Origin of the sequence: Pseudomonas spelaei, from assembly GCF_009724245.1 — a bacterium.
GTDB lineage: Bacteria > Pseudomonadota > Gammaproteobacteria > Pseudomonadales > Pseudomonadaceae > Aquipseudomonas > Aquipseudomonas spelaei.
In genome coordinates this window covers 80,543-104,750 of the sequence record NZ_WNNK01000012.1, presented here as the reverse complement: position 1 = coordinate 104,750, position 24,208 = coordinate 80,543, and the positions used below count along the sequence as shown (strand labels likewise).

The following is a 24,208-nucleotide window of genomic DNA, read 5'->3' as shown; positions in this document are numbered from 1 at the left end:
GTTTGTCGCCATGACCGGCATTCCATCGATCATCCCTTATGCCCTGCCTACTTCCCGCGACCTGCCCGTCAACCTCGCGCAATGGAGCATCGACCCCGAGCGCGCCGTGCTGTTGGTGCATGATATGCAGCGCTACTTCCTGCGGCCCCTGCCCGACGCTTTGCGTGAAGAAGTGGTGAGCAATGCCGCGCGCATTCGCCAATGGGCTACCGACAACGGCGTGCCGGTGGCCTACACCGCCCAACCTGGCAGCATGAGCGAGGAGCAACGCGGGCTGCTCAAGGACTTCTGGGGCCCCGGCATGAAGGCCAGTCCTGCCGACCGCGAAGTGGTCGACGCCCTGACGCCCGAGCCCGGTGACTGGCAGCTGACCAAGTGGCGCTACAGTGCGTTCTTCAACTCTGACCTGCTGGAACGCATGCGCGCCAACGAACGCGATCAGTTGATCCTGTGCGGGGTGTATGCCCATGTCGGGGTACTCATTTCCACCGTGGATGCCTACTCCAACGATATCCAGCCCTTCCTCGTTGCCGACGCTATCGCCGACTTCAGCAAGGAACACCACTGGATGGCCATTGAATACGCCGCCAGCCGTTGCGCCATGGTCATCACCACCGATGAGGTGGTGTCATGAGCCAAGCCGCCACCCGTCTTATGGAACGCATCCTGCAACCGACGCCTGAGCCGTTTGCCCTGCTGTACCGTCCGGAATCCAACGGCCCCGGCTTGCTGGATGTGCTGATAGGCGAAATGTCGGAACCGCAGGTCCTGGCCGATATCGACTTGCCTGCCACCTCAATCGGCGCACCTCGCCTGGACGTACTGACGCTGATTCCCTACCGCCAGATTGCCGAGCGCGGCTTCGAAGCGGTGGACGATCACTCGCCGCTGCTGGCGATGAGAGTCACCGAGCAGCAATCCATCGGCATCGAACAGTTGCTGGGGCTACTGCCCGACGTGCCGATCCAACTGAACGGCGAACGCTTCGACCTCAGCGACGCGAGCTACGCCGAGATCGTCAGCCAGGTGATCGCCAACGAAATCGGCTCAGGTGAAGGCGCCAACTTCGTGATCAAGCGCACCTTCCTGGCCGAGATCAGCGAGTACGGCCCGGCCAGTGCGCTGTCATTCTTTCGTCATCTGCTGGAGCGGGAGAAAGGTGTCTACTGGACCTTCATCATCCACACCGGCAACCGTACTTTCGTGGGGGCATCCCCCGAACGCCACATCAGCGTCAAGGATGGGTTGGCGGTGATGAACCCCATCAGCGGCACCTATCGCTACCCACCCGCCGGGCCCAATCTGACGGAGGTCATGGACTTTTTGGCCGACCGCAAGGAGGCCGACGAGCTGTACATGGTGGTGGATGAAGAGCTGAAAATGATGGCGCGCATTTGTGAGGACGGCGGCCACGTCCTCGGTCCTTACCTCAAAGAAATGGCGCACCTGGCCCACACCGAGTACTTCATCGAAGGCAAGACCCGTCGCGATGTGCGCGACATCCTGCGCGAAACCCTGTTCGCTCCCACCGTCACCGGCAGCCCGCTGGAAAGCGCCTGCCGGGTGATCCAGCGTTATGAACCGCAAGGCCGCGCGTACTACAGCGGCATGGCCGCGCTGATCGGCAACGATGGCAAGGGCGGACGCTCCCTGGACTCAGCGATCCTGATTCGCACCGCCGACATCGATAGCAGCGGCCAAGTGCGGATCAGCGTGGGCTCGACCATCGTGCGCCATTCCGAACCGATGACCGAGGCCGCCGAAAGCCGGGCCAAGGCCGCCGGCCTGATTGGCGCCCTGAAAAACCAGGCGCCCTCACGCTTCGGCAACCACTTGCAAGTGCGTGCGGCGCTGGCCAGTCGTAACGCTTATGTCTCGGACTTCTGGTTGATGGACAGCCAGCAGCGACAACAGATCCAGGCCGATTTCAGTGGCCGCCAGGTGCTGATCGTCGACGCCGAAGACACCTTCACCTCGATGATCGCCAAGCAGATGAGGGCACTGGGCCTGGTAGTGACCGTGTGCAGCTTCAGCGACGAGTACAGCTTTGACGGTTACGACCTGGTGATCATGGGCCCAGGCCCCGGTAACCCGAGCGATATCCATCTGCCGAAAATTGACCACCTGCACGTGGCCATCCGCTCCTTGCTCAGCCAGCAACGGCCGTTTCTTGCGGTGTGCCTGAGTCATCAGGTGCTGAGCCTGTGCCTGGGCCTGGAGCTGCAACGCAAAGCCGTTCCCAACCAGGGCGTACAAAAACAAATCGACCTGTTTGGCAACGCCGAACGGGTGGGTTTCTACAACACCTTCGCCGCCCAAAGTTCGAGCGACCGCCTGGACATCAACGGCATCGGCACCGTCGAGATCAGCCGCGACAGCGCGACCGGCGAGGTACATGCCTTGCGTGGGCCGTCGTTTGCCTCCATGCAGTTTCATGCCGAGTCACTGCTGACCCAGGAAGGCCCACGCATCATCGCCGACCTGCTGCGCCATGCCCTTATCCACACACCTGTCGACAGCAACGCTTCGGCCGCCGGGAGATAACCATGCACAAATACGTCATCATCGACGCCTTTGCCAGCGTCCCGCTGGAAGGCAACCCGGTCGCGGTATTCTTTGACGCCGATGACTTGCCGGCCCCGCAAATGCAACGCATCGCCCGGGAGATGAACCTGTCGGAAACCACCTTCGTGCTCAAGCCACGTAACGGCGGTGATGCGCTGATCCGGATTTTCACCCCGGTCAACGAACTGCCCTTCGCCGGGCACCCGTTGCTGGGCACAGCCATTGCCCTGGGTGCACACACCGACAATCACCGGCTGTACCTGGAAACCCAGATGGGCACCATCGCCTTTGAACTGGAGCGCCAGAACGGCAGCGTCATCGCCGCCAGCATGGACCAGCCGATACCGACCTGGACAGCCCTGGGCCGCGACATCGAATTGCTCAAGGCTCTGGGCATCAGCGACTCGACCTTTCCCATCGAGATCTATCACAACGGCCCGCGCCATGTGTTTGTCGGCCTGCCGAGCATCGCCGCGTTGTCGGCCCTGCACCCTGACCATCGTGCCCTGTCCAGCTTTCACGACATGGCCATCAACTGTTTTGCCGGCGCAGGACGGCGTTGGCGCAGCCGGATGTTCTCGCCGGCCTATGGCGTAGTCGAGGATGCAGCCACGGGCTCCGCTGCCGGGCCCTTGGCGATTCATCTGGCGCGCCATGGCCAGATCGAGTTCGGCCAGCAGGTCGAGATTCTCCAGGGCGTGGAAATCGGCCGCCCTTCGCTGATGTTCGCCAGGGCTGAGGGCCGCGCCGATCAACTGACGCGGGTCGAAGTATCAGGCAATGGCGTCACGTTTGGACGGGGGACCATCGTTCTATGAACAGTTCAGTACAAGGCAAGCCATTGTTGGGTAAAGGCATGTCGGAATCCCTCACTGGCACACTGGATGCGCCGTTCCCCGAGTACCAGACGCTGCCCGCCGATCCCATGAGCGTGCTGCGCAACTGGCTGGAGCGCGCGCGGCGCGTGGGCATCCGCGAACCCAAGGCGCTGGCGTTGGCCACCGTCGACAGCCAGGGCCGACCCTCTACGCGCATCGTGGTGATCAGTGAGGTCAGCGACACCGGGGTGCTGTTCAGCACCCATGCCGGCAGCCAGAAAGGCCGCGAACTGGCGCGTAACCCGTGGGCCTCGGGGGTGTTGTATTGGCGTGAAACCAGTCAGCAGATCATCCTCAATGGCCAGGCCGTGCGCTTGCCGGATGCCAAGGCTGATGAGGCGTGGCTGAAGCGCCCTTATGCCACGCATCCGATGTCATCGGTGTCCCGCCAGAGTGAAGAATTGAAGGATGTTCAGGCCATGCGCGACGCTGCCAGGGCACTGGCCGAGGTTCAGGGTCCGCTGCCGCGTCCCGAGGGGTATTGTGTGTTTGAGTTGCGGCTTGAATCGCTGGAGTTTTGGGGGAATGGGCAGGAGCGGTTGCATGAGCGGTTGCGGTATGACCGTGGCGATATGGGCTGGAAGGTGCGGCGTTTGCAGCCCTGAGTAGTTTGGGGGGCTGCGGGAGATTGGCTGTGGTGGGGGGCATATCCGTTGCTGCGGTAACGGCGACTATTGGTTCCGCTCTTACAGCGGGTCACTTTTGAAAAGAGCCCAAAAGTAACCAAAAGGCTCTTGCCCCACCACTCGGCACCTCGCCTAGGCTCGGTGTGCCCTCACTCCGGCATTACTCCGTGGGCCGCCGCGACGGGCCATCCATGGCCCAACGCGGCTATCCCGGCATCCATGCCGGGATACCCACTGCGTAATACCTGCGTTCGGCCAGCGTGGTTTAACGGGGCGCCTAAGATCAAAATCAAAAGCACGGCGGCCTGAAAGCCGACCTGAGTGGTAGAAGCAAAAGCAAGGGCCAGAGCGAAAGCAGATCTGCTTTTCTGTGGGAGCTGGCTTGCCTGCGATGCAAGCAACTCGGTCTTTCAGGAACACCGAGGTGATGCCATCGCAGCATAGGTATCTACACAATTGCGCAGGCGCCTGATTTTTGTAGCCGCTGCCGAGGCACGAGGCTGCGATGCGGTCCGCAGGACCGCCCTAGGGGCCGCTACGCAGCCCATCGCAGCCTCGTGCCTCGGCAGCGGCTACAGGGTTTTCGCAGGATTCAAAAGATGTGTAGATACCCATGGCCATCGCAGGCAAGCCAACTCCCACAGTCGACCATACCCGCTTTTGATCTTGCCTTTGCTTCACACCACTCAAGCCGGCCGGTAGGCCGCTGTGCTCTTGATCTGCTTTTGACTTTGATCTTAGGCGCCCCGTTAAACCACGCTGGCCGAACGCAGGCATTGGTCCGTGGGTAAACCGGCAGGACGCCGGTTTAGCCGCACTGGGCCAGGGATGGCCCATTGCGGCGGCCCACGGAGCAATGCCGGAGTGAGGGCATGCCGAGCCACAGCGAGGCACCGAGTGGTGGGGCAAGAGCCTTTTGGTTACTTTGGGGCTTTTCCAAAGTGACCCGCTGTAAGAGCGGAACCAATAGCCGCCGTTACCGCAACAACGGATATGCCCTCTACCCAACCGCAGCAAACCCCCTGCGCCCAGCCTTGATCTCCGTACGCAACTCACCAATCAGATTGGAAACAGAACGAACACTGTCCAACCCTTCAGTGGAAACCCCCGTGAGCAACAAATCAACCCGCCCGGATTCAGGTTCAAAAACACTGATCCGCAAAGACCCATCATGATTCACCGTGCAATCACACGCCAAGGGCAGAAACCCGGACGCCATAATCCGGCGAAACTCGACAATCGAGATCATGATGGCACCCTCCCTGAACCTGACTCGGCAGACTGGATCCGTCTAGGTTAGATGAGCTTTGCGACTTCGCCCGCACAATTAGCACGAAAGTGTTAGCTACCCCACATTCCCATAGAAATCGTTGCCTCACTGACGTCAAAAAAACCACATCACGGCTTCTGATCCAATCAGATGGGAAGTCCTTGATACCTGGCGCCCCCCACCAGATGCTCTTGGCTTTTGTACCCACCCAGAGCGTCCCGCATGGGCATCGACAACCCGAGCGAACCCGGCAGCGCCGTATACAGGACCCTGCTGGAGTCAACCAAGGCCATTCATTGGCCTTTGTCGAGGCTGTCGACAAATTGCTGTATCAGGCCAAGCGCAATGGGCGGATGCGGGCAGAGTTCGACGTGTGGGTTGAAGAGTAACGCTTCAATACCTGTCAAATCGCGGGCAAAAAAAATCCCAAGTAGCTGATGGAAACTTGGGATTTAAAAATGCATAAACCGTGGGAGGTGAACGCAGGGCAATAATACCGTTCGGGAAAACTTGTAACAAGATGATTTCATGCCTTTCGTCGGATTAAAACAGCGCTAAGTCATTCAATAACCACATATTTTTTAAGGCGGCTGGAAGTTTTAATGCCACTTTTTGGTGCAAGTTAGACAAACTTGTAGCGCGTATTCCTTAGTAACTATCAGGTTATTAACGGGCCAGAATGGCTTCGACCTTGGCCCGTAGTTCATCCAGTGCAGCGTGCTCTTCAGGTGTGTATGCCTTGGCCTCTTCATGCAATGCGCACACCGTGCCATAGACCTCGCCGTCCGGACCGCGCACCGGGTAACCGAGGTAGTTGCTCAGGCCAAACTCCACTTCGTCTTCGTTACCCGCCCAATCAGCTTCCAGGCGCGAATCCTTGACGTACAGGGGGCCTGCGATGTCCACCACACGCTCGCAATACAAGGCTTGGCCGTTCTCCGCCAGGCTGCTTTTCTGCCCTTGAGCGCCAATCGGGTAAGTGTCTTCATGGCGGCCGGCGGAGGCTTCGACCTGCATGTGCTGGGGCAATGAACGCATGATCAGAATGGAGCTGACGCCCAGGCGTTCGGCCAGGGCATCAATGTCCTGGCGCAAGGATTCAAACTGTTCAGAGGATTTGGACATGGGGCGGGCTTCTCAAGTCGACACGAGGGCCGACTATAGCGGGGCACTCATGCCGGACTTAAAGACTGTTTACTTCAGTGCTTATGTCCGGACTGAATAACTGCCTATTGGGAGGTGGATGCACGTTCCCTCACGTATTTACACACGTCAGGTTTGTCCAGCGCGCCTGGGGTCAGGCTTTCAACCCGGCGGCAGAGCACCAAGCGTTCGGCGTCTTGCATTCGTTGCTGGTCAACCTGGGCATTGAGCCGAACGAAATAGATCCCCAACAAAACCGCAACACACAGCACCCCGACGACAAAGTAGAGCAAGCTATTGCCACTCGTCTCGACAGGCGGGGGTTCGTGCTGGCTCATGACCTCATTGCACCCTGTACTGCTCATTCAGCGTATCCATACAGACCCTGCTCCACACAAGCGTCTGATTGTAGAGAATTGGATACACGCGAATAAACAGAATGATTGTCGTGGATTTGTAATTGAGCCGTATGGCACGTGCTTGAAGCCCTGGGTTACGTCGCGGGGCTTTCGCCCTGGCGCTTCCTGAACTGCCCCGGCGGCGCCCCATGGGCCTTGCGAAAACATCGGGAGAAGTAGGCCTCATCAGTAAAACCACAACCATGGGCAATCTGGCCAATCCTCTGCGAGCCATTGAGCAGCAGCGTGCGGGCCAGTTGCATCCGTCGGTCGAGCACCAGTTGAGAAAAGGGCTTGCCGGTTTCCTTGCGCAGCAGATGGGTCAAGTAGTTGGGCGACAGGAAGGCGGCCGCCGCCGCATCGCTCAGGTTAAGCGAGGGTTCATGCAGATGATCGCGCAGGTAGCTCTGAACACGGGCCAGTGCATCCTTGCGGCCACGCCGGGTGGCATTGTTGGCGGCAAAGGCCTGGAGCGGCTCGGCGTACTGCTGGCACACCAGGCCGATCAGTTGAAACAGGCAACCCTTGAGCCGCTCCCGGGCACCGAAGCTGCGGTGGGCGTCCAGCGTGCGCATCTGTTCCAGGCAGGCTTTCACCTCCTCAAATGCAGCGTCGCCGAGGATGAAGTCGATGTGTTCCTGAAAGCGAAACGGTGACAGTTCCGGCGCCTGGCCGATGGGGATGTCTTCCAGGTCCAGGGGATCGCAGGTCAGTTGCGGCAGAAAGAACCCCTGGCTGAAATTGATCAGCATGAAGTCGCCGTCTTCGGGGTGGGGAATCACATGCAGGCGGTGGGGCAGGATAAATGCCAGGGCCTGCTTCGGGAACGGGCGCACGGCGCCGCCGATGTGCTGCACGGTGTCGCCGCCCAGGTTGATCTGGATCTGGAAGTATTCGTGGCGATGAGGACTGGTCAGCGCCGCCCTGCCCCGCTTGTCGCGGATGTAGAAATCGGGGCGGTCGCTGCGTTGTGCCATGCCGTAGGTGGTGACGCGGGTGCCGGGCATAAACGTCTCTCGGGTTGCCTGGGCCCCACTGTAGCGTCAACCCTGAGCGAGGGTGAAGCTCAACTCGCCAATCCCTTCGATCCCGGCGGTGACCACATCCCCCGGCTGCAGCGCACCGACGCCCGCCGGAGTGCCCGTGAAGATCAGGTCGCCGGCCTTCAATGCCACGGACCTGGAAGCATGACTGATCACCTCGCTGACCGACCAGATCTGATCCGCAAGATCGCCCACCTGGCGTTGCTCACCATTAACCTTGAGCCAGATTCGCCCGCTTGCGGGATGACCCACCACACTCACCGGACGCAGCGCCGTACATGGCGCCGACTCATCGAAGGCCTTGGCCCATTCCCAAGGCCGCGACAGTTTTTTGGCCTGGGCCTGAAGGTCGCGGCGGGTCAGGTCGATGCCCACGCCATAACCCCAGATATGTGCAAAAGCGTCTTCGACAGCGATATCCACCCCACCCTTGCCGATGGCCACCACCAGTTCGACTTCGTGGTGCAAATCGGCGGTCAACGGCGGATAGGCGATCACGCCCTGCGCAGCAACCACCGCATCCGCTGGTTTCATGAAAAAGAAGGGCGGTTCACGGTCCGGGTCATGCCCCATTTCACGGGCGTGCTCGCTGTAGTTGCGCCCCACACAGAACACTCGGCGCAGCGGGAAACGAGCACCGAGCCCCTCGATAGCGAGTGACGGTGTTTCAGCGGGGGTGAATACGTAGTGGGTCATTGCGCCTGCCTCTTCAAGTACCTGGGACCAGTATGAAGAGCGACAGGCGGGCAAAGTTGGACAGGGTTACGCAGATTTTGCACTGGGCGGTGTAATCATTTGCGCGCCAGCTTGTAGCGCAGGCAGTCCTGGTAAAAGCTCTGCCGAATCACCTCAGGCCTGGCCCGCGAACGGCTGTCATAGGTCTGCTCCGTAATACCCATGGCCATCATGTGCATCCAGGACTTGTTGAACTTGTACGTCTGGATCTTCTGCCGCGCGGCATACAACGAGACGCCGGACAGCTTCAACTCCTGGGCCCTGGCGGCCGTGCCCGCGCCCCAACTGCACATGTACCGATCGTTCTCTCGCAGCTCTCTGGCCTGAACAGTCGCCGCCCCGCCCGCCAGGGAACAGGCGATCAGCATGATTCCAACATTGCGCATTTGCATCCCGCCTAACCACCTGAAAATAAAAGTGATTTTGGCGAACATTTTGTAACAAGAGGGCCAGCAAAATGCCTTCTCAGTGACTTTCCAAGACAAACTTTTTGCGCCACAACCACAACCGGTTCCGCACAACGCTTCAAGCTTCATGCGACCGGTGGTTGCCGCCTCGGCATTGGCTGACGATAATCGCGGCCCTCTCCCACTCTCACGCAAGGAAATGCCGTGAAAAAGCTTCTACTGTTGGCCCCGTTGCTCGCACTGCTGCTGCAAGGTTGCGGCGTCACCATGACGCAATATGAGCCCAACTTCGATAACGTCCAGCGCCTCAAGCAAACACCCCCACTGCAGCCCATCAGCAACGCCCAGGTTACGGCCGCGTCTGGTGAGGGAACGCTGACAGTCCGGGCCAATCCGATCAGGTCTCCCAGCGGCAGCATCCCGGCACATATCCAGGCAGCCATCACCCAGGAACTCAAATTGGCGGGTCTGCTGAATCCGCAGGCAGAACGTCATCTGCAAGTGCTGGTGGTCAAGAACTCACTGACGGCAGGAATGGGTTCCGGCAACGGTACGCTGGCCGCTCGGTTTACTCTGCTCAAGGGAAATGACGTGGTGTACGAAGGGACCAAAGAAGTGAATAACACGTGGTCCAGTTCTTTCTTCGGATTCATTGCGATCCCGAATGCCGCGAATGCTTACAACCCGATGGTGCGCGATTTGCTCAAGTCGCTGTACAGCGACCCGCTGTTCATCCAGGCGCTTAAATAAGGCACGTACTGCGAGAGCGGGTCAGCCCGCTCTCGCAGAGGTTTCATCGCATGCTTGCGAGCGGGTCAGGCCCGTGGCACGCCGGCATCCAGAGCCGAATACTTCAGGTTCTTGCTGTCCACCATTTGCTTGAGCAGCGCGTTGACCTGACGGGTGAACGTGTCGGTCACCGCTTCTTTCGGCGTGTAGGCCATCATCGGGATAAACCAGATACCCATCCAGGTGTTGACTCCATCGTGGTTGGTGCCGGTACTCAACGCTTGACCTTGCGAGTCCAGGGACTCAAGGCTCATGGTGTACTGGTCAGTACCCAGGGTTGGAATGATGGTGAAGGTCAGGCCACTGATGAAGGCCATGACCAACTGACCACCGCTTGGCGGATGGTTGTAGACCTTCAGGCGCAGGCTGTAATCGCCCGGCTGCTTCTGGAACTCATCCAGGGTGACGCGACCAAACAGACCGGAATCGGTGAGGACTTTTTGCAACTGTGGGCGAAGCATGTCCCGCGCTTGCGGAACCTCAACGGCGGTAGTGCTTTTCGGTTCACCTTGGTAGAAAGCAAAGTCTACGTAGACGTTTGGCTTGTTGGCGAAGTTGGCCATCGATGGCAGGCTGACGGGCGCCACTTCGTCCTTCGTGAAGCTGGCGCAACCACTCATCCCCAACATGATCAGGGCCAACCCCAGCATTTTTCCAATGTGCATTACGACTTCCTTAGTTTTTAATGGAGCGTCTCCATGGCCGGAGTTGCTGGGGGCGGATAATAAAGAGTGAGCGGCAATGTTAAAAGGCCACTCCTGCTAAAAGTCGATTGTCGTTGGCGGATTTCGGAGGGGTGAATGCCAGGATTGACCGCCTGACATTCGGGAAACGTGCAGACCGCTTACTGATCGCGAACCACATACAGTCTCAGCCAAGTTGGCAGGCACTCACTGCCCTACCCACTTAGTGTGGTCAATCAGATTGAATAGTTTAAGTGCGACACTGCCGCACCACCTCAGGAATTACTTGCAACCAATCTTCTGCGGCAGTTGCCCCTGCCTGGATTTAAGCGCCGTTTGCACCATTTGCGGCAAGCCACTCCAGAACGTCAGGCCCGAACGTTCTTCAATTTGTTCGACGGTCGCGCGATAGTCACAAAAGTTGGCCGCCTTGGGCGAATCCTGATTCATGATGAATGAGGCATAAAGACCGTCTTCCGGCGACTTTCCGACAACAATAATCTTCCAGTAGCCACTGGGAATCGTGTGAACCTTATTGGTGCCTGGCAAAGTGCCGATAAACTTTTCATACAGTGGCCCCGTCATCACGTAGACCTCATCGATCGCCGCATCCTTGCTCAGGTTGCGCTCCTGATCCTCCAGACGCGCCCAAGGGCCCTGGTTCAAATCAGACTTCTGCGGGGTGATGTTGGAGAGGTAATTGAGGGTCTGCCAATCGGACACCCCGGCCATCGACGCCAGGTTCGCCTGGTGCCCACGGTCAACCTTCAGCGCGACGTTCGCGCCGTTGTAGTCCACAGGATCAAGGGTTTCGCCGGCCGGAATATCCGGGTCGGTCTGCCAGTTACGCGGACGCCCGCTGGCCGGTGTGGTCTTGGTGATCCGGTAGGCGACCCAGTTGGCGAACTTGGTCGAGCCATTGTTGTTCAGGGTGTAGGCCTGGCGATTCAGCGTCAGCGGCCCACCACCCGAAGGGCAGCCGAACGAGCAGTTATCGAGCGTGGCCGCCTGCTCGATGGGTGCCTGGATGGCACGCACTGGCTCACGGGTAGTTTGGGTGCTGGTACAGGCCGTCATCAGCGGCAGCCATAATAGCGCCAGGTACTTCAACTGTGCTTTCCTTTGCATGAGTATTGCTCCATTTAAAACAGATTAGTTAAATTAAAGGTAATAAGACCCCATAATGAAATGCCATCCACACCCGGCGACGGCAACACTATCAAGTCGATTGAAGGCATTTATCCGAAGAGCACTTCAGTGTGCTGAACAAATGCTTTTTGCGAGTACCGCGACATTCCATGTGCGTACACGCTTGAGAACCCGACGCCGAGAAAACAATCAATAACGCGAGGGACTCCACTACGGGTGAAAGTCATCTTTCAACCCAGTAGCCTGTATCTTATACACTCAATTGTTACAAAAAAACTAGCGCCGTTCGCAAAAAATTCAAGCCATGGCGCACGAGCCCGGCAATGCTTGAAACCCACCCTGAGGAGCGCGAAACTGCACCCATCCAGACCAAGGCAATCACGATGACGAAATCCACGACGACCGTTTCTGCGCGGGAGGCTTACCAAGTGCTCAAGGATGTCGCACTCGACACCCGCACCTTGCAACACCCGCCGACGGTCTCCAATGGCGAGACCACAGTGGTCAAGGTGGATGACTGGGAGATCACGCTGCTGACCAGCAATGGTGTCTTGATCGGTTGCCCGTCCTGTGTGGCACCCGACGGCAGGACCGGGCATTGGCACCGTTTCGGCACCGACCCGGTCAGCCTGCTGAGTGCCTGGGAACAGGCCCGGATTGAGGCGACGCTGCCGACCGCAGCGCTAGGAGAAAACCGCCTCGGTACGAGCGCGAAGGCCTGAAGCAATCATCAGGACGATGGCCGGGACAATCACCACGCTGGCCGCGAGCATTGCGCCCTTGAACCCGGCCACATTCAGCGCTCCCCCACCGATAATCACCCCCAGCCCGATCGCACTGTTCAACACAGCGGTATGGATCGCGGTGGCCGGCACCATGTGATCACCGGCAATCCTCAAGACCCAGGTTTGCAGGCCGGTAAACAAGGCGGAAATAGCGATGCCCCAGACCACCAGCAAGATCACCACAGGCGCGATACCCAGCAAGGGGCCGTAGATGCCCAAGGTCACCAAGGCCAGCGCCATCGCGATCAACGCTACCAGAATGAACGTCTTCAAGTAGCGATCAATAAACAGCGCACTCAACAGGTTGCCCAGAAACCCGGCTGCGCCGAAGGCAAACAGCAGGACAGCAATCAGGTACGACGTGATGCCGGGCACCTGGCCAATAAACGGTTCGACAAAGGTGTAGGCGCCAAAATGCGCAGCCGCGGTCAGCCCGGTGATGACGTAAGTGATCAACAGATCCTTGCGCCGCAGCACCGCTGCAAACCCGACACCTTTGGCGAGTGAATGAATCTGCATGGAGGGCAGCACCAGGGCTATCGCACCGGCGCTGGCGACACACATCAAGGCCAGGCACACAAACGCCGTGCGCCAGCCATCGTACTGCCCCACCAGATTGACCAGAGGAACGCCCATGACTGTGGCGACCGTGATGCCGCCCAACACGATCGAGGTGGCCAGCCCTATGCGTTGCACCGGCACAATGTGCGCGGCAGTGGCGGCCACGATTGCCCAGAACACACCATGGGCCAATGCGCCGACGGCGCGGGCGCCGAGCAGCGTCGAGAATTCGGGGGATAACGCCGCCAGGCCGTTTGAGACGGCCAGTATCAGCATCAACCCGATCAGCAGCGCCTTGCGCGGTATCCAGCGGTTCAACCAGTTGGACAGCAAGCCGCTGGCCGCGCCGATCCATGCGTACAACGTCACCGTCAGCCCGATCGTAGACGGGGTTTGATCCAGGTCGGCTGATATCTGCGACAACAAACCAATGGGGGCAAACTCGGAGGTGACCATCGTGAACGAGGCCACACACAGCACGCTGACTGCACACCATATCCGCAAGGCTGAGTTGACCATCGGTAATGTCCATCCCTGTTCATTGCTGAGTCATCGTGAACCCACCCGCGCAGCCTGCGCTGCGCGGGTGGGTTCGACACGTTCTACGCTAGATATCCACGGACACATCATACTCGGCGAGCCAACTGTTCATGCCCACCACCCGCTCCATGCCCATACGCTCGTGCAACGGCGAGACTTTCCCCGCCTCCCTGCCCAGGGTGTCCTTGACGCGCCCCAGGTCCAGCAATTGACGTACCGGTGCATTCGGGTCCGCCACGATGTTGGACATGGCCGAGCGCAGTTCTTTTTCGTAGGCCGGATCCTGGGTCGCCGGATAAGGGTTCTTGATCCGCTGCACGATGGAATCCGGTAGCAAGTCCCGTGCCGCCGCTCGCAAGATACTCTTCTCCCGGCCATCGAAGGTTTTCATTTCCCAGGGAATATTGAAGGCATATTCCACCAGCCGGTGATCACAGAACGGCACCCGCAACTCGAGCCCCACCGCCATGCTCATGCGGTCCTTGCGGTCCAACAGGGACTGCACGTAACGCGTCAGGTGAATATGGGTGATCTGGCGCATGCGCCGATTGGTCGCGTCCTCTCCCGGCAGCTCCGGCACCGCATCGAGTGCTTGACGGTAGCTGTCCTGCACGAAAGTGGGCATATCCAGTTTCGTCAGCAGGCCCTGATCGAACAGGTTCTTGCCGTCGAACAACTTGACCGTCGCCGTGGACATCCACGGGAAGGTATCGGCGGGAATGGCAGCCGGGTCATGGAACCAGCGGTATCCACCGAACACCTCGTCTGCGGCCTCACCTGACAGTGCCACCGTGGACTGTTTGCGCACCTCCTCAAACAGTCGGTAAAGCGAAGGATAGAGGTCACCCCAATAGGCCGGCGGCAAATCAAGCGCGCGGACAACGGCCAGGCGCAGTGCCGGGTCGGCCAGCTCTCGGCTGTCGAGGATGATCTGGCCGTGATTGGAGTCCACCCACTTGACCAGGTCCCAGACAAAGGGTGTGTCCGGCGTCAGGCGGAAACCATCACTGACGAACTCTTCACCGTGGTCCTTGAAGTCAAGGGAGAACGTACGCACGTTTTCCTTGCCTTGGGCCAACAGTTTTTTGGAGGCCAGGGAGGTAATGGTCGAGGAGTCCAGACCGCCCGACAGCAGCACGCACAGAGGCACATCGGTGATCATCTGGCGGTCGACAATGTCTTCCAGCAAATCACGGGTGTGTTGAATGGTTTGCTGCAGCGAATCCGTGTGCTCGCGGGCTTCCAGTTGCCAGTAACGGCGAGTCTTGATGCCATCGCGGTTGACCTTGACGATTTCACCGGGCAGTACCTCTCGCATACCCGCGAAGATCGCCTGCCCTGGCGTCTTGACCAGTTCCAGCAGCTCGCGCATGCCGTCGGCCTGGATTCGCCGTGGCACCAGAGCGTTGGCCAGAATGGCCTTGGGCTCCGAGCCAAAGATCACACCATCGGCGGTGGGGAAGTAGAACAGCGGCTTGACGCCCATCCGGTCACGGACCAGCAGTAATTCCTGTTTGCGGATATCCCACAAGGCAAAGCCGTACATGCCATTCAGGCGTTCGGCAAATTGCTCGCCCCATTCAACATAGGCCCGCAACACCACTTCGGTGTCACTGTTGGTTTTGAAGTGATGCCCTTTGCTCACCAGCTCGGCACGCAATTCGCGAAAGTTGTAGACCTCACCGACATAGCTGATAACCGCTACATCGTTCTCGTGACCCGGCTGGTTGGCAGCCATGGGTTGCCTGCCGCCCTCCAGGTCGATCACCGACAAGCGTCGATGGCCCAGGGCAATTGGCCCGTCAATCCACAAGCCTTCACCGTCAGGGCCGCGCAGGGCCATGGTATCGGTCATTCGCTGGACGGTGTCCCGGTGCTGCCTCAGATCCCTTGAGTAAGAAAGCCAACCCGCCATTCCGCACATAGTGTTATCTCCAGATGTAAGGGAAACTCGTTAAGCATCGAACAACTAAAAAGTGCAGGCCGGCTCAGTGCGCCGCCATGCGGATGAAGCGCCGGTTGAAGTAGCCCAACCCTTCGTGTGCGCTGCCTATCTGCACACTCACAGGCTCGCAGAACAGCACGCCATGGGAGTGCACACGGTGAGTGGCGACAATCCGGCAATCAAAAATCACCAGCGCATCCGTGAGCAAGGGCGAGCCTGTGGTCCCGGTATGCCATTGGCCAAAAGAGAACTTTTCGACCGTGCTACGGGGTTTGGCGAATATCTCGCTCAGCTCCGTGGCATGGGGCCCCAGCACATTGACGCTCAATATTTCGCTCTCCAGGCAGGCCTGGAAAGTGCTCGACCGTTGATTGAGGCACACCAGCAACGTCGGCGGCGCATCCGATACGCTGCAGACGGACGTGGCGGTCATGCCTTCAGGGTGACCATTGACGCGCGTGGTGATGATGCACACGCCGGCCGCGAGCCTGGCCATGCCGTCGTGGTAATCCTGCCTGGGTACGGCCTCGGTCTGAATGAAGTCAAACATGCAGCATCCTCATGGATGAACAGTACAAACGAAACGCAAAGGGAGGTGTTGCACCTCAATAACTCATCGAAGCCAAGTGCTCGACATCCATGCCCGGCCTTTTGAACTCGCTGGCCTGCAGGTCTCGGCGCAGAGCCTCGACGCCGTACAGCTGGATCTGTTTTTCGTCCAGCCAACGGTCGTCATACAGCGTATCGAGGTAGTTGGTGCCACTGTCAGGCATGATCGCCAGGACACTTTTCGCCGAGGAGCCATACAGGCATTGCAGCGCGCCGTAGGCCACCAGCCCTGCCGAACCGCCCAGCAGCAAACCGTTCTCACGGGCCAGGATCCGGCACATCGAGATCGCATGGTGGTCATCGATCAAGCTGTGGTAATCAAAGCAATCCAGGTGGGTATTGGCCGAGCGCCAGGCCAGGCCGACACCATTGAGCACGTAGGGCGAAAATGCCCCGCCCAGAACCGCAGATCCCACCACATCACACGCCAGCACTTTGACCTGCGGGCGAACGTGCTTGATGCCCCTGGCGATACCGGACAAATGCCCGCCCGTACTGACGCAGCCGACCAACACGTCGTAATCGAGGCTGGCGAATTCCTTGGCCGAGACCTTCTCGTGATAAGCAGGGTTATGTGGGTTGTCATATTGGTTGGGCCAGTAGGCACCGGGGTACTCGTGCAGCAACTGCTGGACTCTTTCGATCCGCGCCCGCTGATAGCCACCCTGCCCGTCTGGCGTCGTCACCAGATCGACCTGCGCGCCATAGGCCTTGTACCAATTGATCGCACTGGAGCTGACTTTGGGGTCGACCACCACAATCACTTTCAAACCCATCGCCGCGCCGATCATCGCCAGGGATTTGCCGAGATTGCCGGAGGTGGATTCGATCACGGTGCCACCCGGCGCCAGAAGACCGGACTCCAGGGCTGCCAGCACCAGGCCCAGGGCGGTCCGATCCTTGATGCTGTGGTTGGGGTTGAATTGCTCCAGCTTCAAATAGAGCTTCTTGCCGCTGGGCACCAGCGAGTGGGAAAGTTCGAGGACCGGACACGATCCAATGGTTTCCAAAATGCTTTTCACAAGGCGACTCCCTTCATTTCCTATCGAAACGATGACGTAGCGATAATCCCAAGCTCGGGACACGGATCCATGGTCAGAAAAGTGTTGCGCTCGGCACCAATGAGTAACGGGTCCTCAAGGTGCAAGGCTCCCAGGCCGAACTCGTAGTAAGGCGTCTCTACGGAGATCACCATGCCCTGCTCGACCTGTGCGTCTTCGCCAGGCGCCAGGATCGGCCGTTCATAGGCCTCGTGGCCGATGCCATGCCCGACGTGATGACGCCTGTATTCAGGGAAGCCGTTGCTTCTCACGCACTCCATGGTCATGTTGAAGATGTCCTTGCCGGACATCCCTGGCCTGATCAACCGCGCTGCGTGCAGCATCCCTTCACGCAATGCGGCATAGCGCAGGGCCGTTGCATCGGTGACGTCGCCATAGGCGTAGACCCTGGCCAAGTCTGCCCAAAACCCTTGGTAACGGGTGTTGGAGTCGAACCAGAGCAGGTCGCCCCGTTGCAAGGTAATGTCTGCCCGCTGTTGGCGCTGCCCGCCGACGGCCTCACGACCGATCTTGATCATCGTCAGCTCAGGGCGGCCGCCGAGATCGACCACGGCGGACTCGAAAATCTTGCCGATTTGCGCCTCGCTGATGCCCACATGCAGCGCTTGCGTCACGCGCTTGATCGCCGCTTCGTTGCAACGGGCCGCGAGGGTCAGCATCTCGACTTCATAAGGGGTCTTGACCCGGCGTATCTGCCGGATCAGCGCCGATGCCAGGATAATTGTGTCCCGGCCGAACTGTTGCTGCATCGAGGCCAGGGTAGCGTGGGCGATGCCGTCCTCGTCACAACCGATCCGGGTCGACGGTGTGACACCCAGCTCTTGCAACAGGGAAAAAAGCGCCTGTTGGGCATTCAAGTGCCGAGCCGAGTTACTGGTCCATGTATGGATGGCGACTTCGTCCCCGCGCAACACGCTGGCATTGGGTAATTCGCGATAGAAAGTGCCGTAAGTATAAACAAGGCCTATGGGAGCCTTAGACTCGGTAATCTGATCGCACTCGCCACAAGAGTGCACAATATGCACGATATCGGGATGCCGGCGACAAATGACCAGATAGCACTCGCCATAATAAGGATTCAACTCCTTGACCACGGGCCTGATGCCCGTGAAGTAGTTGATATTTTCGCGAGTGGACACTAACAACATGTCAATATCTTGCGAATCCAAGACACTGGAGAGCTTGCCAAGATTATAAATCACGAACAGTCAGTCCCTTTGATTTCAAATATTGTGCAGCCGCCGGCGCAGTCACATACCCAACTGCAAAGTTAATCTAACAGCGAGTACCCGGCCGGCCGCTTACGTACCGAGACTAGTGTTTTCCTTTAAGCGCGCGCTCTACCGAGTCCGACATGGCTTGCTTGTTGTAGTTGTTGTAGTGCGCAGCGGCAATACGCATGGGATCGCCCGCATGGTACGTTTCGTAGATCATCTGCCGCTGACCGAAGCCATCGCCGCTTACATCCCAGGCCAAGTTGAGTAACTTGCCTCTGTCCATGGGTGACAAGAACGGATTTTGCAACGCCTGTTGCAGGCATGCTTCGTTCTCATTATGAAAGTCATCACCGTGAGGCACAGCCAACATCGAGCCCGCCGCCAGGGACTGAACTGTCTGCAACATCTTCTGGTACCACTTCGGAAAATGGCAACGAATCGCCTGGATCGCATGAATACTGGGGTTGCACACACCTTCGGCATCCACGTGCGCTTCGAGCTCGCACAGCATCACGGCGCCGCGGATAAGCTCATAGGCGGTGGTCAGTTCCCCCAGTTGTTCCTGGACATTGATATAGGAGGAAAGGCCGAGGTTGCGGGCAAGGCTGTCGGCAACACCAATCAGCAACTCGGCCTTGGCCAGGCCCCGGACGACACCCTGGTGACCCGTATGATGGCGGGTACGGGTCACGTCGTAGAATTGGTTGGATTTGGCAATGTCGCGGAAGATGAACACATCGGACCAGGGAATCTGCACCTGATCAAACACCAGATAGGCGTCTATCTCGTCCATTTTGCTCGACAGCGGGTAGTCGAACTCCGAAGACTCGGGGTGTACCAGGCTCTTGCGGCAAATGATCTTCAAGCCTTGCGCATCGGTCGGCACGGCGAACGCCAGCGCATAATCGGCATCATGCTCAGTCAGGCCGGGCATGTTGAAGATCAGTAATTGATCCGCGATGGGAGCCAGGGTCACAATCATTTTGGCCCCGCTGACTTCGATCCCCCGCTCACTGACGTTTACGCATTTGACGCCAGCATAGAGGTTGGACTGAAGCCCCATGGGCTTGGAACGATCGATCTGTGGGTTGATCGCTCCGTGGCCGACGAACAAATGCTCTTTGGCACAACGGTCATAGAAATCAATAACGTTGGCCGAGTAATCCGCATGTTCATCGTGCCCGAAGAACGTCGCGTGGGAACGCATGGCGCACAAGCCGGCATTGATAAAGTCGGGGGTTCTTCCCAACATCCCGAATGAACTATCAGCCACTTTTTTATAAGCGTTACGTTTGCGCGCCAGATCATCGACAGTGCCGGGAATCATCAGGCTTATTGCGGCAGGACTGCCATTGTAATCGAAGTGAAAGTCTGGACCTTCCAACATATCGTAATAGGACAATGTATTCTCAATGGCCCCCTGAAATGCAGGCTCCTGAAGAACGTTATTGACCCTTTTACCATTTAGCCAAATAGCACGAGGCACAGCCAAACGTTGGAGATACATATCCCTTGCTTTCATCATGACCTTCCTTTGTCAGTTCGCACTCCAGCCCGCAAAACTTACGGAGTGCGAAATGATTTGTAAAGCATCCAAGCGGACTTTTTTTGAATTACACCTTGACCAAGCGTCAAGGATGACTTTCAACCAATTGATATAGCAGGAGAAATAAAGGCTCAAGAGAAACATGAAACTTTGCGCCCCCCTAACGTACACCCCACACAACGACGCCTTGGTGCACGCTCCTTATCAGGGCAACTTAATGTTATTCGCGCCCCACCAAAGTGCGCCACACCCAGGAACTTCAGAATAACTTGTACTTGAAGCCCACCATTGTATAAGCATCTTCAAGAACAAAAAGTTGCAGCCCCTTGTAAAGGGCCGCATCGGAAAGGCTTAGCGCAAACTCCAGGAAATACCGGCATAAACGCCCCTGCCGTCGCCGGGTGTAGAGCGGGCGACGTCCAAGCCCTTATCGTCATAACCGGGTGTGACCGTATTCGCGTAGCGTTTGTTGGTGAGGTTGCGCAGGTCCACCCAGGCTTGCCAGTCTTGCTTGGGTGCGTCGTAGCCAAACGTTGCGCCCAGTAACGTGTAGGCCGACGCGTAATAGGAATTGGCATAGTCCACCGCCACGCGTGAGGAATGCTCGCCATTGAGGCTGGTGTAAAAGCCGGTGGGATGGCTGTAGCGCAATTGTGCCTGATAGTAATGCCTGGGGATGCCGGGCAATGCGTTGTCACCGAAACGGTCGTCATCCCGGTAGTGGAAATCGCTGTAGGTGTAGGCCTGGCGCAGGTCGAGTTTGCCGGTATTGCCGCCGTCCCATAGCGGGCTGATCAGGCTCAGTTCCACCCCCTGATGCACGGTGGGGCTGGCGTTGGATTCGGAGATCACCGCCGACGAGGTAGACGTTGCAGCCATTTCCACTGCGAGCAGTTCGTGGCGCACCTCGGAACGATACAGCGCCAGGTCCCACTGCCCGAGCCACGCCTCACCTCGCCCGCCTACTTCCAGGGTGGTTGCAGTCTGGTTCTTCAACTTCACGCCTTCACGTTGCAGGCCACTGGCGGGACCGCTGTTAGCCGGGAAGAACTTGTTCGAGCCCCAGATCATCGACCACGCATGGGGTGGCTCCACCGAGCGACTCAAGTTGCCGTACACCTGCAACAGAGGGTTGAAGTCGTAGCGCAAGCCAATGCGTGGGGCATAGTCCCAATCGTGCTGGCTCACAGGCGCATGGGTCTGGGGGTACGTGACCTCGGTTTCCCGGCGGGTGTAGATCGCCGCAATCCCGGTGGTCAGCCAAAGATCCGGGATCAGTTCAAGGTCGTTGCCGATATGCAGCACGCTGTCGGAGCCGAGGTAGCTGTAGTCACGAGTCTTGGTACCAGGGGCATAACCTGCAGTATTGCCGACCGGCACCCGCACGTATTCCGACGCGCCATTGTTGGGCAGCGCCTGGGTGGTACGCAGGCCGAGGGTGGTCTTGCTGTCGTGGCCGAACAGGGTGTCCTGGCGAATGTAGTTCAAGGTGCCGCTGATATCGGTATAGGCCACCTTGAGGCGGTTGGTGCCCTCCCTCAAGTCCATGGGATAGTCGTGATACACCAGACCGGCTTCGACCCTGGAATTGTCATCCAGATGCAGGGTGGTCTTGTTGGCGATCCAGGTCGAGCCGGGTTGCAGGCGTTTCGAGTCACGGGTCACGTTGAGCGCGTTGGCGGCTCGCGGGTCGTGTCTGATCTGCTCGCGCGTCAGTTTGCCGGGCGAGTCGTTAGCGGTTTCCCGGTAGCGGAAATAGAAGCGTGTTTCCAGGTCGGGATTGAACCGGTAGCCGAAGTTGGCTGCCACGCCCTTGCCGCTGCCCGAGCTGTGATCCTGGAAACCGTCGTATTCGGAGTCGGTCAGGCTGATGTAGTAGTCGGCATCCCCCAACACCTGTCCGGAACTGATCTCCCGCTGGCCATAGCCATGGCTACCGACCTCGTAGCGCACCTGCAACTTGGGCGCGTCGTAACCGGTATGGGTGACGTAATTGACGGACCCACCGAGCGCCAACGCCCCTTGGTCAAAACCGTTGGCACCCCGCAGCACCTCAACCCGGCTGAGCCACAACGGGTCCTTGAGTTCATAGGGTGTACCGCCGGGGCCGGTGAGTGGCAGGCCGTCGAAGGTTTCGTACAACCCCGAAGCATGGGCTCCCGGGCCTCGGTTGATGCCCGAGCCACGAATGGACAGCTTCACGCCCTCATTGTTTGCCGCCTTGGCGTAGACCCCCGCCTGGTACTTGAACACATCTTCGTTGGTGCTCACGCGCCCCTGTTTGACGCTGCTGAGGTCGATGTAGTTGGTTCCCCCCGGAACGCTTTTAAGTTGGGCCTGGGCCGCCTCCTGCGCGCTGATCTCGGCACTGGTCACCTCCAGCGGAGCAAGTTCGAGCGTACTCTGCTCCTCAGCGTGGGCCAGTTGGCTGAAGCTCAGGGCGGCGCCAAAACCGAGCACAGGCCAGGTCCTGCGGGCAGAAGAAGCAAACGGGGGGTGTCGCAGGAGCATGTGGCAAATCCTTGGAATTCAGTGTTGCGAGGGCTACGCCCGGCACGAGATCAGTCATGGGAAGAACCAGAAGCCCGACGGGTCACGCCCTGTGATAGAGCCGGACGCGTCGTACAGCACTGTCAGACCGGCCCACCCCCACTAAGTCCAAAATCGAATTAACAAATGCAAACTCAGTATTTATCGAAATAAGTCCTACACAGTAATGTGAAGCCACTGAGTCGCCACCGCCACAAGAGATCTACCCCATGCACACATCGACCAACGTCATCGATTTCACCCTTCACCGCAAACGTCGCCAGGCACGCGCGGCGGCCGAGCTGATGTGGACGATGTATGCGGCCCGAGCCGGGCTGGCGGTGTTTGCAACGCAGACGACGAACCCGTCCAGCGACACGCGTCGGGCGTGACGCCCATGAATTTCCTGCACACGATTCCCGAACTGCCAGAACCCAGCCTCAACACCAAGGACTGCAGCAGCGACGATGACGCCATTGGGCAGCAGGTCGCACAGAATTTGCAGCGCCTGCGCAGCAAGCGCCACCTGTCGCTGGATGCCTTGGCGCGGGCGTGTGGCGTAAGCCGGGCGATGTTGGCGCAGATTGAGTCCGGGCGTAGCGTGCCGTCGATCAAAGTCCTGTGCAAAATTGCCAAAGGCTTGAAAGTCTCGGTGGCCGCGTTTCTGGAAAATCGTGCATTTGAAGGGGTTGAACTGCTTCCGGCACAACAGAGCAAACGCCTGGTGAGTGCCAGCGGCGTTTTCGTCAGCCGGGCGCTGTTCCCTTACGATATGGCGCGTCAGTCAGAGTTCTATGAGATACGCCTGAGCGCCCTTGGCGAGGAGATTTCCGAAGGCCATGGACCGGGGATCCAGGAGAACCTGGTAGTGGCCCAGGGCGTGCTGGAGGTCAGTGTCAACGAGGAGCGGTATCTGCTGTCCACCGGCGACTCGATTCTGTTTTACGCCGACCAGCCCCACCGCTATCGAAACCCCGCCGACAGCGAAGCACTGGCGTTCCTGGTGATCACCTATCCCGAACGACTCGACTGAATGCAAAAAAGCCCCGACGCGCAAACGCCGGGGCTTTTTCATTGCCGCTCTCAGCAGGTGCAGCACATCATCGGCATGCCGTTGCAGCTCATCATCATCGGCATGGCGCAGTCGTTCATCATCTTCATCATCAGCATGCAGCAGTTGTTCATCATGTCCATGCTCATGCCCGGCATCGGCATCATTTTGCAGGTCATGCCATCAGCTTCCATCTTGCATTCCATGACGCACTTCATCATCGGCATTGGCATGCCCATTGGCATCATCATCGGCATGCTCATGCTGCTCATCATCGCCATGGCGTCTTCGGACATGCACATCATGGACAGGTTGGCGCACTGCATCATCATCGGCATGCCGCAGTTCAGCATCATCGCCATCATCTCGGCGTTGTTCTTGAACATGGCCATGTCCATGCCGGCCGCCGGCTTCAGGGTGCACATCATGGCATCGCCAGTCATCTCGCACTGCATGGTTGCCATCATCATCGGCATGCCCATCATCGGCATCATCGGCATCGCGCTGTTCATAGGCATCTGCATGGCATTCATCATGTTCGAAACTCCGTAATCGACAGGAAGGGACAAATTCTGGGGCCGATTCTAGAGATGCCGAGCGCTGGCACAAGGCGTTGGCCGAACAGCAGGAACGGGCGCTGCATCGGGGTTTATCAAAGTTCAACGGCCGCAAGATCCG

The 24,208-nt window shown here is 58.6% G+C and carries 25 protein-coding genes; 10 read left to right on the top strand and 15 right to left on the bottom strand.

Going from position 1 to position 24,208, the window contains the following annotated elements; genetic code table 11:
• The first annotated feature begins 10 nt into the window (after positions 1-10).
• The 4 genes from GNF76_RS15740 to phzG are packed head-to-tail and all read left to right on the top strand — an operon-like array spanning position 11 to position 4,048.
• Complete coding sequence (locus tag GNF76_RS15740; RefSeq protein WP_155584061.1) at positions 11-634, top strand: isochorismatase family protein; 624 nt, start codon at positions 11-13, stop codon at positions 632-634.
• Positions 635-654: 20 nt separating this feature from the next.
• Entirely contained in the window at positions 655-2,544 is a 1,890-nt protein-coding gene (locus GNF76_RS15735; protein WP_379652586.1) for an anthranilate synthase family protein, read from the top strand.
• 2 nt (positions 2,545-2,546) lie between these two features.
• Positions 2,547-3,383, top strand: a complete 837-nt coding sequence (locus tag GNF76_RS15730; protein WP_155584059.1) for a PhzF family phenazine biosynthesis protein — start codon at positions 2,547-2,549, stop codon at positions 3,381-3,383.
• The gene (phzG, locus tag GNF76_RS15725; protein ID WP_155584058.1) at positions 3,380-4,048 is read left to right on the top strand and encodes a phenazine biosynthesis FMN-dependent oxidase PhzG; all 669 of its coding nucleotides are present in this window, start codon (positions 3,380-3,382) and stop codon (positions 4,046-4,048) included. The genes GNF76_RS15730 and phzG overlap by 4 nt, the downstream gene beginning before the upstream one ends.
• A 1,021-nt stretch (positions 4,049-5,069) precedes the next feature.
• Here phzG and GNF76_RS15720 read toward each other — a convergent pair.
• Positions 5,070-5,318, bottom strand: coding sequence for a DUF1652 domain-containing protein (locus GNF76_RS15720; protein WP_155584057.1), 249 nt, complete (start codon positions 5,316-5,318; stop codon positions 5,070-5,072).
• 206 nt (positions 5,319-5,524) lie between these two features.
• Between GNF76_RS15720 and GNF76_RS15715 the strand changes: the two genes are divergently transcribed.
• Complete coding sequence (locus GNF76_RS15715; RefSeq protein ID WP_155584056.1) at positions 5,525-5,728, top strand: hypothetical protein; 204 nt, start codon at positions 5,525-5,527, stop codon at positions 5,726-5,728.
• Between the two features lie 277 nt (positions 5,729-6,005).
• Here GNF76_RS15715 and GNF76_RS15710 read toward each other — a convergent pair whose 3' ends face one another.
• The 5 genes from GNF76_RS15710 to GNF76_RS15690 all read right to left on the bottom strand — a co-directional run bounded on the left by GNF76_RS15710 (position 6,006) and on the right by GNF76_RS15690 (position 9,044).
• The gene (locus GNF76_RS15710; RefSeq protein ID WP_155584055.1) at positions 6,006-6,464 is read right to left on the bottom strand and encodes a GAF domain-containing protein; all 459 of its coding nucleotides are present in this window, start codon (positions 6,462-6,464) and stop codon (positions 6,006-6,008) included.
• Positions 6,465-6,568: 104 nt separating this feature from the next.
• On the bottom strand, positions 6,569-6,847 hold the full coding sequence (locus tag GNF76_RS15705) for a hypothetical protein (protein ID WP_246211921.1): 279 nt from the start codon (positions 6,845-6,847) through the stop codon (positions 6,569-6,571).
• A gap of 128 nt (positions 6,848-6,975) precedes the next feature.
• Positions 6,976-7,887: a helix-turn-helix transcriptional regulator gene (locus tag GNF76_RS15700; RefSeq protein WP_155584054.1), complete on the bottom strand. Its 912-nt coding sequence runs from the start codon at positions 7,885-7,887 to the stop codon at positions 6,976-6,978.
• Positions 7,888-7,923: 36 nt separating this feature from the next.
• Positions 7,924-8,619: a fumarylacetoacetate hydrolase family protein gene (locus GNF76_RS15695; RefSeq protein WP_155584053.1), complete on the bottom strand. Its 696-nt coding sequence runs from the start codon at positions 8,617-8,619 to the stop codon at positions 7,924-7,926.
• A 95-nt stretch (positions 8,620-8,714) separates the two neighbouring features.
• A complete protein-coding gene (locus GNF76_RS15690) occupies positions 8,715-9,044 on the bottom strand; it encodes a hypothetical protein (RefSeq protein ID WP_155584052.1) in 330 nt (109 codons plus the stop codon).
• Positions 9,045-9,269: 225 nt separating this feature from the next.
• Between GNF76_RS15690 and GNF76_RS15685 the strand changes: the two genes are divergently transcribed.
• Positions 9,270-9,815 carry a hypothetical protein gene (locus GNF76_RS15685; RefSeq protein ID WP_178123357.1) on the top strand — a complete coding sequence of 182 codons (546 nt, stop codon included), beginning with the start codon at positions 9,270-9,272 and terminating at the stop codon, positions 9,813-9,815.
• A 65-nt stretch (positions 9,816-9,880) separates the two neighbouring features.
• Here the strand turns inward: GNF76_RS15685 and GNF76_RS15680 are convergent, their stop codons facing one another.
• The gene (locus GNF76_RS15680) at positions 9,881-10,519 is read right to left on the bottom strand and encodes a hypothetical protein (protein ID WP_155584051.1); all 639 of its coding nucleotides are present in this window, start codon (positions 10,517-10,519) and stop codon (positions 9,881-9,883) included.
• Positions 10,520-10,819: 300 nt separating this feature from the next.
• A complete protein-coding gene (locus GNF76_RS15675) occupies positions 10,820-11,665 on the bottom strand; it encodes a DNA/RNA non-specific endonuclease (RefSeq protein WP_155584050.1) in 846 nt (281 codons plus the stop codon).
• 404 nt (positions 11,666-12,069) lie between these two features.
• Here GNF76_RS15675 and GNF76_RS15670 point away from each other — a divergent pair, with 404 nt between their 5' ends.
• Positions 12,070-12,408, top strand: coding sequence for a DUF7693 family protein (locus tag GNF76_RS15670; RefSeq protein ID WP_155584049.1), 339 nt, complete (start codon positions 12,070-12,072; stop codon positions 12,406-12,408).
• Here GNF76_RS15670 and GNF76_RS15665 read toward each other — a convergent pair.
• The 7 genes from GNF76_RS15665 to GNF76_RS15635 form a co-directional block, all read right to left on the bottom strand.
• On the bottom strand, positions 12,370-13,551 hold the full coding sequence (locus GNF76_RS15665) for an MFS transporter (RefSeq protein WP_155584048.1): 1,182 nt from the start codon (positions 13,549-13,551) through the stop codon (positions 12,370-12,372). The two genes, GNF76_RS15670 and GNF76_RS15665, sit on opposite strands and share 39 nt — an antisense overlap.
• Positions 13,552-13,639: 88 nt before the next feature.
• A complete protein-coding gene (asnB, locus tag GNF76_RS15660) occupies positions 13,640-15,496 on the bottom strand; it encodes an asparagine synthase (glutamine-hydrolyzing) (RefSeq protein WP_155584047.1) in 1,857 nt (618 codons plus the stop codon).
• A 64-nt stretch (positions 15,497-15,560) separates the two neighbouring features.
• A complete protein-coding gene (locus tag GNF76_RS15655; RefSeq protein WP_155584046.1) occupies positions 15,561-16,067 on the bottom strand; it encodes a flavin reductase in 507 nt (168 codons plus the stop codon).
• Positions 16,068-16,122: 55 nt separating this feature from the next.
• Entirely contained in the window at positions 16,123-17,148 is a 1,026-nt protein-coding gene (locus GNF76_RS15650; protein ID WP_178123356.1) for a pyridoxal-phosphate dependent enzyme, read from the bottom strand.
• Between the two features lie 20 nt (positions 17,149-17,168).
• Positions 17,169-18,389, bottom strand: coding sequence for a M24 family metallopeptidase (locus tag GNF76_RS15645; RefSeq protein ID WP_178123355.1), 1,221 nt, complete (start codon positions 18,387-18,389; stop codon positions 17,169-17,171).
• Between the two features lie 112 nt (positions 18,390-18,501).
• Positions 18,502-19,926: a 4-hydroxyphenylacetate 3-hydroxylase N-terminal domain-containing protein gene (locus GNF76_RS15640; RefSeq protein WP_178123354.1), complete on the bottom strand. Its 1,425-nt coding sequence runs from the start codon at positions 19,924-19,926 to the stop codon at positions 18,502-18,504.
• A 375-nt stretch (positions 19,927-20,301) separates the two neighbouring features.
• Complete coding sequence (locus tag GNF76_RS15635) at positions 20,302-22,461, bottom strand: TonB-dependent receptor family protein (protein WP_155584043.1); 2,160 nt, start codon at positions 22,459-22,461, stop codon at positions 20,302-20,304.
• 248 nt (positions 22,462-22,709) lie between these two features.
• On the opposite strand from GNF76_RS15635, the gene GNF76_RS29330 reads away from it, so the two are divergent.
• The 3 genes from GNF76_RS29330 to GNF76_RS29820 are packed head-to-tail and all read left to right on the top strand — an operon-like array spanning position 22,710 to position 24,082.
• Positions 22,710-22,871 (top strand): hypothetical protein, encoded by a 162-nt coding sequence (locus tag GNF76_RS29330; RefSeq protein WP_178123353.1) that lies wholly within the window; start codon positions 22,710-22,712, stop codon positions 22,869-22,871.
• A 5-nt stretch (positions 22,872-22,876) separates the two neighbouring features.
• Positions 22,877-23,512, top strand: a complete 636-nt coding sequence (locus GNF76_RS15630; protein ID WP_155584042.1) for a helix-turn-helix domain-containing protein — start codon at positions 22,877-22,879, stop codon at positions 23,510-23,512.
• Between the two features lie 57 nt (positions 23,513-23,569).
• The gene (locus GNF76_RS29820) at positions 23,570-24,082 is read left to right on the top strand and encodes a hypothetical protein (RefSeq protein ID WP_178123362.1); all 513 of its coding nucleotides are present in this window, start codon (positions 23,570-23,572) and stop codon (positions 24,080-24,082) included.
• Positions 24,083-24,208 lie beyond the last annotated feature (126 nt).